A 12,888-nucleotide genomic window follows, 5' to 3' on the forward strand; every position below is an offset into this window, starting at 1 on the left:
CTGGGAAGCGTGAGCACCAATGCGGATGTGGTCGTCGTAGGAGCCGGACCAGCAGGTTCGGCAGCCGCCGCGTGGGCGGCGCGCGCCGGCCGCGACGTGCTTGTAATCGACGGCGCGCAGTTCCCCCGCGACAAGGCCTGCGGTGACGGCCTGACCCCGCGCGCGGTCGCCGAGCTCGAACGGCTCGGGATGGGGCCGTGGCTCGACACCCGCATCCGGCACCGGGGTCTGCGGATGTCGGGCTTCGGCGCCGACGTCGAAGTGCCGTGGCCCGGCCCGTCGTTCCCGTCGACCGGCAGCGCGGTACCGCGCACCGAACTCGACGACCGAATCCGCTCGGTTGCCGCCGACGACGGCGCCAAGATGCTATTGGGTGTCAAAGCCGTTGATGTAGATCATGATTCACAAGGTCGCGTGGACACCGTATTGCTCGACGACGGCCGCGCAGTGCGTTGCACCGAACTGATCGTGGCCGACGGGGCACGCTCGACCCTCGGCCGTGTGCTCGGCCGGACGTGGCACAAGGAAACCGTCTACGGCGTGGCCATCCGCGGCTACATCGCCACCCCGCGCGCCAACGAACCGTGGATCACGTCGCACCTCGAATTGCGCTCCCCCGAGGGCAAGGTCCTGCCCGGCTACGGCTGGATCTTCCCGCTCGGCAACGGTGAGGTGAACATCGGCGTCGGGGCGCTGGCCACGTCGAAGCGGCCGGCCGACGCGGCGCTTCGACCCTTGATGTCCTACTACGCCGGCCTGCGCCGCGAGGAGTGGGGTTTCACCGGTGAGCCGCGGGCGGGGCTGTCGGCACTGCTGCCGATGGGCGGCGCGGTGTCCGGAGTCGCCGGCCCGAACTGGATGCTCATCGGCGATGCGGCGGCATGCGTGAACCCGCTCAACGGCGAGGGCATCGACTACGGGCTGGAGACCGGCCGGCTTGCCGCCGAGCTTCTGGGTTCCGGCGATCTGTCTCAAGCCTGGCCCGCCCTGCTGACCGAGCACTACGCGCGCGGTTTCTCGGTGGCCCGGCGGTTGGCACTTCTCCTCACGCTGCCGCGGTTCCTGCCGTTGACCGGGCCGGTGGCCATGCGGTCGACGGCGCTGATGCGGATCGCCGTGCGGGTGATGGGCAATCTGGTCACCGACGAAGACGCCGACGCGATCGCCCGGGTGTGGCGGGCCGCCGGCCTCGCATCGCGTCGGCTGGATCAGCGCAAGCCGTTCAGCTGATGATGCCGACAGGCGAAGGCGCTACCGGCCGCGGTTGAGCATCCAGATCCGTGCCGAGAGCGCGGTCGCGAACGCACACCACAGCGGATACGGGGCAAGTACCGCCGCCCGCGGGCCTTGCGCCTGGACCGCCCGGCGCGTGAGGTCGGCACTGCTGACCGTGAGCGCTGCCGCGGCCACCGCCGCCGTGCCCAACCGTCGCTGCGAGAAGAAGATCCACGACCAGCCCGCGTTCATGACGAGATTGGCGCCAAGGGCGGCCTTGTACGCCCGCGCTTGGTCACTCCGGTTCTCGGCGCGCAGGGTGTCCAGCGTCGAGGCCGATACCGCCGCGATGTCGGTGTAGAGAATCGGCCAGACGATCGGGAACGCCTGCCGGGGCGGCTGAAACGACGGCTTGCGCAATGCCGCGTACCACGACGACTCCGCTGGGCGGCTCGCCAGTCCACCGACCAGCGCGGTGGCCAGTGCTGCGGACGCGGTCTTCACGAGGGTGTTCGGTCGCATGAAGTACTTGTTACCCGAATTCGCGCCCGGCACACCCGTGCGCGGCCTAACGTGTCAATTCGTGAATCCGAACCGGTATCGCCCCGGCAGTCAGTTCATCGGCCGCGTCGGCGGGTTGGCCGTCGCGCTGGGCATCGGGATCGCGGTCGCCAACAGTCCGGGTATCGCGTCTGCCGATACCGGGGAATCGACCGCGTCGGAGTCGTCGGAGACATCGGCTGGGCCATCGGTCAACCCGGCCGAAAAGGCAAAGCCGGCAAAGCCGAAGAAGAACTCCATCCGAGAAGCCATCAAGCGCTCCGCGAAGCAAAGCTCGACGGACGCGGCGTCCGACGACGAAAAGACGTCGTCGGCAAGCGATTCGGAATCTGCAGACCGTCCGTCACGCAAGCCCCGGCGCACCGAGCGGCCGGTTTCGAGAGCGCTGTCTGCGCTGAATCCCTCGGCCGAGGTAAACCGGGATCCGGTCGAGCCGCCACCGACACCGGCCGAGTGGATCAAGGCGGCGATCGTACGCCGCGAGATCGGCCATGACGCCGCCACCGCCAACACCGTGAAGACCGCTCCGACAACGTCTGTCGCGGCGCAGACTGTGTCGGTGTCCACCGAGGACAGCCCGCTCAAGACGCCGGAGCAGTTGGAAGCCGAACAGATCGCCGCACAGACCGTGAAGACCCTGCCGGTGCGGCTCATGAAAGTCGTTCTGAAAGCCGGGTTCCTGATCGCCGGCCATCAGCAATTCCCCGGCGGCCCCGACGCCGACAACCTCGCCGCGCTGGACAACGCCGTCGACGAATTCGCCTTGGCCGCAGCGTTTCAGCAGCAATTGCTCAACCCGATGAATCCGAAGTTCGTCACGCAGGTAGCACCACCCCACACGTGGAACGGGCAGAGTTCGGGCGGCACCCGCATCCTGTACGACAATCCCGACACCATTTACCGCTTCACCGGAGTGAGCGCATCGTCGGAGTATGTGATCAGGGGGCAGTTCTACGACGTCGACGGCGACGGGGACTTCCGCGACGACATGCCTGCCGATACGAGCTTCAGCGTGCTGGAGGGCACCGCCGGGACGACGTCGCAACTCCTGACCGTTGACGACGAGTTCGAGATCAACGACGACGGCACCTTCGAGATCACGGTGAGCGCCGAGCCGGCCGACGGCCGGCCGAACCACCTCCAGCTCACCCCCGGCTCCACAATCATCGCGTCCCGAAACACGTTGGGCGACTGGAACGCCGAGAAGCCGATGGGCCTGGAGATCGAACGCGTCGGCGGTCCGCCCGACAGCCTGTTCGCGCAGCTGGGCGGGTTCACATTCCTCGGCTCGGTGGTGAACCGAAGCCCGGTGTTGACGTCACTGGTGTCGGCCGTCCCACCGCTGCCGAATATGCCGCCTGCGGTGCGTGGCACAGTGACGGCGCTGATATTGATCGTTCGGGGCGTCAACGAGCAGGCCAAGTACATGGAGTTGGCGACGGCCGGCGATCCCAACGTGATGAGTGAGCCGGCCAGCAACGCGGAGTTCCTGGCGAATCAGAAGCAGAGCAACGGCCAGTTCCAGCTCGACGACCACGAAGCCCTCGTGCTGACGATCGATCCGGGCGACGCAGGCTACTTCGTCGTCCCGACCTACAACGACTGGACCATCACCGGCAACTACTGGGACCAGCCGGCCAGCCTCAACAACGAGCAGATGACGGCGAACCCGGACGGCACCTACACCGTCGTGATCTCTCCGACCGATCCCGGTGCAGCGAACTGGGTTTCGACGGGTGGCCTGAATCAGGGTCTGATCTCCATTCGATTCCAGAATCTCGGCGGCGACCCGGACAACGCGCCTCGGATCGTCAGCCAGCAAGTGGTGTCACATGACGAGCTCGACGACCTGCCGAACGTGGAGTTCGTGACGCCCGAGGAGCGCGAGCAGCAGCTTGCGGAGCGTCGGGCCGGCTTCGATACGCGGTGGGTGTAATACGGCTGGGTGTAATACGCAGGCCAGACCGACTGAGCTGCCGCCGCAAGGAGTTGTCCCTCTCCCACGGCATACTCCCGAACAAACCGTCAAAAAATGTGACGGCTCGAGAAAGAAGACGCCATGGGGACAGACAATCCGGTTCCTTGGTGGGCCACCGATCCGGAGTTGCCCGAGTTTCTACGAGCCCAGGACCAGTACGACAACGCCGTACTCGCCGGTCGCGAGGCGGGCCTTTCCTGGGGCGAGATCGGCCAAGTTCTCGGCGTGTCAAAGCAGACGCTGCACAGTCGATTCAGGGCTCGCGATCACTCGACGTAACGCAGTACTCCGAGAATTCCCCGATCGTCGGTTTCGCCTGGGACACTGATACATTCGCGTAGCGCGTCGCGAATGGCATCGGCGGACATGCCCGTGCCGATGAGTACGAGCGCCGTGCGGTGCGGCCGGCCGTTACCCCAACGCTGCTTTTCGAAGCGCAATGACGAGCCGACGAGCTGCATGACGAACTTGCGGCCCGATCCGGCGTCGCCGAAGTCGATGAAGCCTTTCGCCCGGTAGAGACCCGCGGGACGGTTCTGCAGGAACGCCATGAACCGGCGTGGATCGAGCGGAGCATCCGAGATGAACTCGACGCTCTGAAATGCCGCATGCTCATGTTCATCGTGTTCGTGTTCCTCCCAAAGCATTTCGTCAAGACTCAGCTGCCCTCCCTTCGGTTGCCGTTCAGAAGGGTCGATCAACAGGGCGGGGTCCAGCCGGCCGAATTCGGTCGGCACTACGGGCACGCGCGGGCTTATCGTGGCCACTTTCGACCGGACGGCCGCGAGGTCGTCGGTGCTCACCTGGTCGGCCTTGTTGAGTACGACGAGATCGGCGACACGCACGCTGTGTCCCAGATCGGCTCGCGCGGATTCCACGGCGTCGACCACCAGCACGAGCCCGGCGTAGTGATAGCGCTTGTCATCGGCGGTGGCGATCGTGCGCGCGAGCGCGGCGGGCTCGGCCAGGCCGCTGGCTTCGACGACAATGAGATCCAGACGCGGCTTGACCGCGGCGAGCTTGCCGAGCATCTCACCGGCCTCCTCGGCCTCCACCGCACAGCAGATGCAGCCGTTGGAGAGCGCCGCCATCGCGTCGACCTGGCCGGCCACGAGCATGGCGTCGATGTTGACGGCGCCGAAGTCGTTCACCAGAGCGCCGATCCGCACGCCCCGGCTGTTGCGCAACAAGTGGTTGAGCAGCGTCGTCTTGCCGGCGCCGAGGTAGCCCGCGATCGCCAACACAGGTACCGATTTCACTCGGCCATCGTAGAGTTGTTGGGAATTGTTTTCAGTAAGCGGGTTCAGGCCGGCCGGTCGCCCCCACCACCGCCCGGGTATTCAGCCTGTTCGCACCGCGTGTTGCGAGACCGGGCGAACCGGAACTCGGCCGAACAGGGTGACCTCCATCATCCGGCACACACAGGCGCGGGAGTGCTCGCTGTTGTCGTAGGCCACGAGCCTGCCGAGGTCGACTGCGAGCGCGAGTGCGGCGTGGACGGCGAAGCGTGCGTGGGCGAGCTGATAGTCCGGCCGCACTGCCACGACCAACTCCGCCCAGGACTCGACGGTGGAACGCTGAATGGCACGCAAGGTGGCTTGATCGGCCGGCGGCAGATTCGCCCACTCGGTGTAGTACAGGTAGCCGAGTTCCGGGTTGTCGAACGACCGGCTTACATAGGCGCCGACGAGCCCGATCAGCGCGTCCTGCGAATCAGCGTGCGCCCCCAGCGTATTGGACAAGTCGCTGGACACCCGGTCGGCGGCCCGGCGAAATATCGCCGCCAGGATGTCTGCCTTGCCCGGAAAGTACCGGTAGATTCCGGACGTCGGCATCCCGACTGCCGCGGCGATGTCCTCCATACTGGTTTCGCGATATCCGCGTCCGTTGAACAGCACCATCGATTCGCGTAGCAGCGCTTCGTATTTGCCCACCCCGGCCGCCGGAGTCTGCACAACCACGTCGGGCTCGTCCGACGGCGCGAGCGGCAGCGGTGCAGTCTGCACGACAGACGCCAAACCGGCGAGCACACCGCGCATTTCGCCGACCGACAGCTGGGCGTGATGATCGGCGATACTGCCGATCACACTGAGCGTCGCCGACGAAACAGTCCAGCGTTCGCGTGAAGTCAACTCGGGCCGCAGCCGGGTCAACGGCCCATGAAGCCGCCTGTTCACCACTTTCATCTGATCCATGAGCCGCGACTGGTCCGCGCCGCGCAGATAGCGACCCTCCCAGCGATACAGCGCTCCGCTCCGGCGATTCGCGATCGCGGTGTCGATCAATGCGGCAACAAGCGCATCCCGCTGGACGGCCGGGTCGGCGTCGGAGGGTTCCTCGTCGACGAACGCGGTCGCATCCACGAGCTGCTGGCCCAGGCCCAACACCGCGGTCCGGAACAGGTCGTACTTGCTCGGCGCATGGCGGTAGAGTGCGGCCGCGGATATGCCGACGCGCGCGGCGATGAGGCCCATGCTCACGCCGTGGTACCCCAGGGCGCTGAAGGCGTCCGCCGCCGCGCGGGCGATGTGCTCCTTGCGGTCTTTCGGACGACGGGCGCGCGCCTGGGTCACCACACCCCTCCAAGCAGAATCGGGACTAGCTTATAGTTCTCGAGCTCACATGCTTGCATATCAGATCATCCCTGTTTTCGGGCATTATTACCGCGATGAAGCGGCATGCCGATGCCCGACCCAAGAGCAGAATAGGCGCAGAATGGTCATTCACATAATTCTTGCGTCGGCGTAACTGGTTGTGACATGCTCCACATACGCGACCGGGGGTACACGTGCCGAGCGACTGAGTACGTCGGGCACCCCCATGGGCTGAAAGGGTGCGATGACGTACGAGTTGCCGGCGGCCAAAGGGCCGGTGCGCGATGTCATGGTCCAGGGCGGCTACATCCTGGGCTTCGCAGTGCAGGCCATCGTGAGCGTATTCACGGCTGTGGCGCGTCGGCGCCTGGTGCTGGATGAGGTTGTCGCGCAGACCCTTTTCATCGGTCGCGTGTGCACCGGGCCCGCGCTGCTGCTCATGATGCCGATCGGGGTGTTCATCGCGGTGTCCGTCGGCGAGCTGGCCGGCCGCATCGGCGCAGGCGGGTATTCCGGCGCGGTGGTGGCGTTCATCATCGTGGGCCAGGCCGCTGCGCTGGTGTGCGCCTTGATGATGGCGGGTGTTGCCGGCTCCGCGATCTGCACAGATCTGGGTTCCCGCACGATCCGGGAAGAGATCGACGCGATGGAGGTCATGGGCCTCGACGTGATCGAACGCCTGGTCGCGCCACGCTTGGTCGCGGCCGTGATCGTGGCTCTGGCGCTCTGCTCGATCGTGACGTTCGGCGGCGTGATGGCCTGCTACCTGTACCACATCAGCGTGCAGGAGCTGCCGGCCGGTACCTTCCTGGCGACCTTCAGCCAGTACGGTCAGGTTTCGGATTTCGTTATGGCACTCATCAAGTCGGCCGTCTTCGGCCTGACCGCGACACTGGTGGCCACCTTCAAGGGTCTGCACACCAAGGGCGGTCCCGGCGGCGTCGCGAACTCGGTCAACGAGGCCGTGGTGTTGGCTTTCGCCCTGGTGTTCATCCTCAACACCACGATGTCGGCGCTCTACACCGTCGTCGTACCGGCCGTGGGTAGCTATCGATGACGAGCGTCACCACAAGCGCTGCGCTGCACCGTATCTCGGCACCCGCGACTGCCGGCTACCACGCACTCACCGTCGTAGGCCAACACGTGAGCTTTTACGTCAAGGTGCTGACCTCCTTGCCGTATGCCCTGGTGCGCTACCGCAAGCACACGCTGAACCAGATCGGTGAGGTCACGTTCGGTAGCAGTTCCCTGCTGTCCGGCGGCGGAACCATCGGCATCGTGTTCGCCATGTCGCTGGCAGCGGCGATGATGCTCGGCGTCGAGACACAGCGCGGCCTCGACCTGGTCGGCATGAACACGTTGTCAGGCATGCTGGCCGCGATCGCCAACACGCGCGAACTCGCGCCGGTTGTGGTGGCAATCGCCTTGGCGGCCAAGGTCGGAACGGGTTTCACCGCCCAGATCGGCGCGATGCGGATCTCCGACGAGATCGACGCACTGGACGCGATGGCGTTGCGGTCGGTGCCTTATCTGGTCGGCACCCGGGTGCTGGCCTCGGTCGTATGTGTCATCCCGATCTACATGATCGGCTTGCTAGCCAGCTACCTGTCGACCCGCACCGTTGTGGTGTTCTTCAACGGCGCCTCACCGGGCACCTACGACTACTTCTTCCACCTCGCCCTTGGTCCGAGCGATCTGCTGTACTCCGGCATCAAGGCGATCGTGTTCGCGATCGTCGTGGCGCTCGTGCACTGCACCTACGGCTATTTCGCGTCGGGCGGACCGGCGGGAGTCGGCCAGGCGGCAGGCCGGGCGCTGCGCACCGCGATCCTCGCGGTCGGAATCCTCGACGTGCTGCTGACATTCGCGTTGTGGGGTCTGGTCCCCGAGATCCCCGGAATGGGCATCTGATGCGGGGCGAGACCGCCCGCGGCTGGCTCGCGGTACGCGGTGCGGCCGCCGTCGTTGTCGCCGTGGCGATCGCAGCGGTGCTGGTGGCACGTGCCTCGGGCAATCTCGAACGAACTGCCGACATCTTCGTCGGCGTGCCGGTATCGGCCGGTTTGATCACGAGCCAGTCACCCGTTCGGTATCACGGGGTCAACGTCGGCCGCATCGCCGACATCGAATCGGGCACCGAGATGTCGCGGGTGCGCCTGGCCATCCAACCCGACGCGCTGCCGATCATCCCGTCGTCGGTCGTGGCCCGGATCGTTCCCCGCACGTTCTTCGGTGACATCTATCTGCAGCTCGTCGACTCCGAGGGCGAGCGGTCGACGGCCGGTCTGGAACGCGGCGACACGATTTCGGTCGACAAAAGCCCCGATGCCATGGCCCTCTACGACGTCTTCACCAAGATCGTCGAGCTGTTTTCCCAGATCAAGCCGGAACGAATGCAGGTCGCGCTGACCGCGATCAGCCAGTCCCTGAACCACCGCGGCGATGAAATCGGCTCGACCATCGACGATCTGAGCGCGGCAACCCAGGTGCTGACACCGTCGCTCACCCGATTTCTGGACGCCACACCACAGTTCCGCGATGTGATGGCCGCACTGAACACCGCCACGCCCGACATCATCTCGACGTTGTCGGCCGCGACATCCGTGTCGAACCGCATGGTCAACGATCAGCAGCAGTTCGCCTCGGCGATGGATGGTTTCGCGCGCCTCGGGTCGGTGCTCACGTCGTTCCTGTCCGACCACCGCGAGCACTTGATCACCGTGGTCGACGCGGCGGGCAAGATCTTGGCGACGACGGCCGCACAGCCACTCGGCCTCGTCGACACGCTGGCCGGGGCCCAGGCTTTCGGGGAGGCGGGCGGCCAGGTGTTCGCGACCGGCAAGTTCAACATCACCGCGGTAGCCACATTCGCGGGGCCGATGCCGTACTCCACGGCCGATTGTCCGGTCTACGGCACGATGTCAGGCTCCCGATGCGCGGAATCCGCACCGTCGGGCGTGGTTTCGAGCCCACCCGCGGACGTGCTGGCACTGCCTGCCGCCGACTTGCCGGTGGAGCCCTTCACTGCGCCGGCACCCCACCTGCCGACCCACACGTCGCTGCCGCCCGGTCCGGGACTGCCCGCATCAGCACCGATCCCGACGGCAGCCGCGCCCGCCTCGGCGATCGTCGACGCCGAGGGGGAAGCGCATGCGCTTGCAGTCCTGCAGGACGAGTTGGTGCCGCCGCAGGGCGCGCCCACCGCGGCGCCCAACATCGCCACCGTGGTGATGCTCGGGCCGCTGGTGCGTGGTACGGAGGTGCGGATCGCATGAGCGAAGCTTGCGAGCGAATCATGGGCAGGGAATGCGGCGGCGGAGTCTGCGAGGCCGTCGCATGAGGAAGAGGTCGTGGGCTTGGGCCAAGCTCGGCGCGTTCTGCACGGCCGGTGTGGCCAGCGCGGTGCTCGTCGCAAACACGCTGTCGGTGCCCGTGCGCGGCAGCACGGTGACGTATGTCGCCGAGTTCACCAGTGTCGAAGGGCTCAACGTCGGAAATCCGGTGACCATGAACGGCATCCGGATCGGGCGGGTGGATTCCATCCGCTTCGCCGCGAACGCTGACGGCACGAGCCGAGCCGACGTGGGTATCGAGGTGAAATCCGACTACACGTTGACCAGTGATGTGCGGGCCGCGGTGCGGTACGGCGACATGCTGGGTGCGCGCTACGTGGCACTGTCCGATCCTGGCGGCGGCATCATGTCCGTATCGACCGACGACCCACCGGCCCATCTGGCTGCCGGGAGCGTCATCCCGTTGGCGCAGACTTCCCCGGCGGTCGATCTGACCGCACTGCTCAACGGGTTCAAGCCTTTGTTCGACGCGCTGGCACCCGAGCAGGTGAACACCTTGACGCGTGGCTTCGTCGAAACGTTCAGTGGGCAGGCACAGACCCTGACCACGTTGTTGACCCAAATCGCGGCGATGACAGCGGCATTGAGCAACAACTCCGACATCTTCGCGCGGCTCATCGACAACATGTCGACGTTGATGCGCACGATGCACACCCGCCAACCGCAGATGGAAGAGATGCTGACCGGCCTCAACCGGCTCAGTGCGGCGGTGGTCGCCGGCGACGGGCAGCTCGGGACGCTCATCGATCAGGGCAATGCCGTGCTCGCGACCCTGGCCAACACGGTCAACCAGTCCACGACGTCCTACGGCGACACCATCACAAACCTCAAGGCCATGCTGCAGACCTGGGAACCCAACAGCGACGAGTTCAGCGAGCTCGTCGGCAAGCTCCCGCAATTCGGTGACGCCATCAACCGCGCATCGAGCTACGGCGGTTTCGTGAGCCTGTACCTGTGTAACTTCACCATCAAGATCGCCAGGCATGAAGCCAACATCTTCGGTAACCGGCATTCCGAGGTGTGTCTGTAATGTTCCTCGTCAAACTGATCGACCTGTTCGTCGGCGCGGTGATCTTCTTGTTCGTCAAGGATCAACGCAAGCACAACCCGTCGATACCGTTGGCTCTCGGCCTGATCGGGACCGTCACGCTCGTTGCGATCATGCTCATCTCGATCGGCGTCCCGCGCTTCGTCTATCACGTCCGAACCGATTCCTACATCGCAGAAATGGCCAATGCGAGCGGACTGACCAGCGGCGACCCGGTGTATGTCGCGGGGGTCCCCGCCGGGCGGGTCGAGCAGGTGGCCTTGGCCGGAAACCACGTTCGGGTGGCATTCCGGTTGGACAAGGCGCAGCCACTCGGCAACCGCACCACCGTGACGGTGCGCCTGCGCACGGTACTGGGCAAGCGATTCCTGGACGTGATGCCGGCCGGGAGCATCAACGGCCAGGACTCGAATGTCATCCCCCTGGCCCGCACGACGGTGCCCTACAGTCTCGACGAGGTCGGTCGTAAGGCCGCCGACTCCGCAGCGGGCGTCGAGCAGCAGCCGCTGGCCGAGATGATGAGCACGCTGACCGAATCGATGCCTGGTAACAACGCCGAGCTCGGCCAGACTCTGACCGGAATCAGCGCTGCCACTTCGGCATTCGCCGAGAACGGAGACAAGGTCGACGAGATGCTGCGGATTTCGCGCTCGTTGTCGGAGATGTTGATCCAGCAGACCGACTCGTTGGCCGACACGGCGGCCAACGCGCAGTACATCGTTGCGGCGCTGGCCGCGCGCAGACAGGCGCTGACCGACATCGTCAACAATCTCAGCGCGATCGTGCATCAGCTCGCCGCCGTCTACACCGCCAAGCAGGAGGACTTCAGCGCACTGATCACGAGCCTCACCGCGATCACGAACACGTTGAAAGCCAACGCCGACAAAATCGATCAGACACTCGTGCAAATGCCGCCGGCGATCCGCGCGGTGACCAACGCCACCGGCAACGGCACCTGGGCCGACGTCAACTCGCCGTCAGTGGTGATGCCGGACAACTTGTTGTGTTTCTTGAACGTTCAGCGGGAGTGCCGGTGAGACGCAACATCGCGGCAGGATTGATCGTCGCCCTGTGCATCGGGGCGGCCGGCTGGTACGTGTTCGGCCGCACCGACCGGGCGCGCACGGTGCACGCCGACTTCGGCTACATCAACGGCATCTACGCCGGCAGCAAGGTCACTGTGCTCGGCGTACCGGTGGGGCGGGTCACCGACGTCAAGCCGCAGGGCACCACCGTCCGCGTCACCATGACACTCCCCGACGATGTGACGCTGCCTGCCGAAGTCGACGCGTACGTACTGAGCCCGGCGCTCATCAGCGACCGCAGCGTCGAACTCGGCCCGGCCTACAACGGATCGGGACCCACGCTGGCCGACGGGCACGTCATACCCGTCGAGCACAGCCACGCACCCATCACCTTCGACAGCATGCTTGGCAGCATCAGCACGCTCACATCGGCGATCGGGCCCGAGCAGGGCGACATCGGCCACGTGCTGTCCCGTGGCGCTGAGCAGTGGCGCGATCAGGGAAGGCAGTTCAACGAGGCGATCCGCAATCTCAGTTCGGCCACCGGGGTGCTCGGGGCCCGCGCCGAAGACATCGGCGCCGTGGTCGACGACCTCACGACCCTGATGGCCGCGTTCAATCAGCGTCAGGTGTCGCTCAACCAGATGGTCACCGAGCTCGGCCAGGTCGGCGGAAGCTGGGCTGACGCGAATGTCGACATCACCCAGCCGATGGCCGACCTGAAAGTCGTTCTCGACCAGGTGGATACGTTCGTGGCCGAGCACGGCGACGACCTCGGCACGATCGCCGCCAACCTCAATGCCGTCGGCGACGTGTTGACCGCCAAGCAGCCGCAACTCGCGGAGTTCATGGACCTGGTGCCGTTGATGATGCAGAACCTGTCCAACACCATCGGCCCCGACCGGCGCGGACGAATCCGGCTCAACGTGTCGACCGTGCTGACCCAGTTCGCCGCGGCACAGAACTTCTGTGACCGGCACATGCTGCCGATGTGCGTTGGGGCAGGCATCACCAATCCGATCTCGTACCCGATCAGCCGCTCCGATCCACTCGGCATCGTCACGGCCGTCACCGGCAACACCCCGCCCCCGAACCCGAAGTACCCGAGGTAGCG

At 65.7% G+C, this 12,888-nt stretch carries 12 protein-coding genes; 9 read left to right on the plus strand and 3 right to left on the minus strand.

All coding sequences use genetic code 11. The annotated features are described in order from the left end of the window. Positions 1-1,230 (plus strand): menaquinone reductase MenJ, encoded by a 1,230-nt coding sequence (gene menJ, locus ACRCUN_RS00390; protein ID WP_462140095.1) that lies wholly within the window; start codon positions 1-3, stop codon positions 1,228-1,230. A 21-nt stretch (positions 1,231-1,251) separates the two neighbouring features. Here the strand turns inward: menJ and ACRCUN_RS00395 are convergent, their stop codons facing one another. Then, on the minus strand, positions 1,252-1,737 hold the full coding sequence (locus ACRCUN_RS00395; protein WP_462139685.1) for a TspO/MBR family protein: 486 nt from the start codon (positions 1,735-1,737) through the stop codon (positions 1,252-1,254). A gap of 61 nt (positions 1,738-1,798) precedes the next feature. Here ACRCUN_RS00395 and ACRCUN_RS00400 point away from each other — a divergent pair, with 61 nt between their 5' ends. Beyond that, positions 1,799-3,712, plus strand: coding sequence for a DUF1214 domain-containing protein (locus ACRCUN_RS00400; RefSeq protein WP_462139686.1), 1,914 nt, complete (start codon positions 1,799-1,801; stop codon positions 3,710-3,712). Positions 3,713-3,835: 123 nt separating this feature from the next. Continuing rightward, positions 3,836-4,033 (plus strand): RNA polymerase sigma factor sigma-70 region 4 domain-containing protein, encoded by a 198-nt coding sequence (locus tag ACRCUN_RS00405; RefSeq protein WP_462139687.1) that lies wholly within the window; start codon positions 3,836-3,838, stop codon positions 4,031-4,033. Here ACRCUN_RS00405 and ACRCUN_RS00410 read toward each other — a convergent pair. Together ACRCUN_RS00410 and ACRCUN_RS00415 are read right to left on the minus strand one after the other, a co-directional pair. Further along, on the minus strand, positions 4,021-5,013 hold the full coding sequence (locus ACRCUN_RS00410) for a CobW family GTP-binding protein (protein ID WP_462139688.1): 993 nt from the start codon (positions 5,011-5,013) through the stop codon (positions 4,021-4,023). The genes ACRCUN_RS00405 and ACRCUN_RS00410 overlap by 13 nt on opposite strands. A gap of 81 nt (positions 5,014-5,094) precedes the next feature. Further along, the gene (locus ACRCUN_RS00415) at positions 5,095-6,327 is read right to left on the minus strand and encodes a TetR/AcrR family transcriptional regulator (RefSeq protein ID WP_462139689.1); all 1,233 of its coding nucleotides are present in this window, start codon (positions 6,325-6,327) and stop codon (positions 5,095-5,097) included. A gap of 265 nt (positions 6,328-6,592) precedes the next feature. On the opposite strand from ACRCUN_RS00415, the gene ACRCUN_RS00420 reads away from it, so the two are divergent. From ACRCUN_RS00420 to ACRCUN_RS00445, 6 genes are all read left to right on the plus strand, one after another. Continuing rightward, positions 6,593-7,405: an MlaE family ABC transporter permease gene (locus tag ACRCUN_RS00420; RefSeq protein WP_462139690.1), complete on the plus strand. Its 813-nt coding sequence runs from the start codon at positions 6,593-6,595 to the stop codon at positions 7,403-7,405. Continuing rightward, the gene (locus ACRCUN_RS00425) at positions 7,402-8,259 is read left to right on the plus strand and encodes an MlaE family ABC transporter permease (RefSeq protein WP_462139691.1); all 858 of its coding nucleotides are present in this window, start codon (positions 7,402-7,404) and stop codon (positions 8,257-8,259) included. Before ACRCUN_RS00420 ends, ACRCUN_RS00425 begins: the two co-directional genes overlap by 4 nt. Further along, positions 8,259-9,623, plus strand: coding sequence for an MCE family protein (locus ACRCUN_RS00430; RefSeq protein ID WP_462139692.1), 1,365 nt, complete (start codon positions 8,259-8,261; stop codon positions 9,621-9,623). The genes ACRCUN_RS00425 and ACRCUN_RS00430 overlap by 1 nt, the downstream gene beginning before the upstream one ends. A 61-nt stretch (positions 9,624-9,684) precedes the next feature. Further along, complete coding sequence (locus tag ACRCUN_RS00435; RefSeq protein ID WP_462139693.1) at positions 9,685-10,731, plus strand: MCE family protein; 1,047 nt, start codon at positions 9,685-9,687, stop codon at positions 10,729-10,731. Next, positions 10,731-11,786, plus strand: a complete 1,056-nt coding sequence (locus ACRCUN_RS00440; protein WP_462139694.1) for an MCE family protein — start codon at positions 10,731-10,733, stop codon at positions 11,784-11,786. Before ACRCUN_RS00435 ends, ACRCUN_RS00440 begins: the two co-directional genes overlap by 1 nt. Beyond that, a complete protein-coding gene (locus ACRCUN_RS00445; protein ID WP_462139695.1) occupies positions 11,783-12,886 on the plus strand; it encodes an MCE family protein in 1,104 nt (367 codons plus the stop codon). Before ACRCUN_RS00440 ends, ACRCUN_RS00445 begins: the two co-directional genes overlap by 4 nt. Positions 12,887-12,888: the final 2 nt, after the last annotated feature.

It is taken from the genome of Mycobacterium venezuelense, from assembly GCF_054919535.1.

Coding starts and splice junctions, on each gene's coding strand:
- ACRCUN_RS00395 (WP_462139685.1), bottom strand. CDS start 1,737: ATGCGACCGAACACCCTCGTGAAGACCGCGTCCGCAGCACTGGCCACC.
- ACRCUN_RS00440 (WP_462139694.1), top strand. CDS start 10,731: ATGTTCCTCGTCAAACTGATCGACCTGTTCGTCGGCGCGGTGATCTTC.
- ACRCUN_RS00425 (WP_462139691.1), top strand. CDS start 7,402: ATGACGAGCGTCACCACAAGCGCTGCGCTGCACCGTATCTCGGCACCC.
- ACRCUN_RS00435 (WP_462139693.1), top strand. CDS start 9,685: ATGAGGAAGAGGTCGTGGGCTTGGGCCAAGCTCGGCGCGTTCTGCACG.
- ACRCUN_RS00420 (WP_462139690.1), top strand. CDS start 6,593: ATGACGTACGAGTTGCCGGCGGCCAAAGGGCCGGTGCGCGATGTCATG.
- ACRCUN_RS00405 (WP_462139687.1), top strand. CDS start 3,836: ATGGGGACAGACAATCCGGTTCCTTGGTGGGCCACCGATCCGGAGTTG.
- ACRCUN_RS00430 (WP_462139692.1), top strand. CDS start 8,259: ATGCGGGGCGAGACCGCCCGCGGCTGGCTCGCGGTACGCGGTGCGGCC.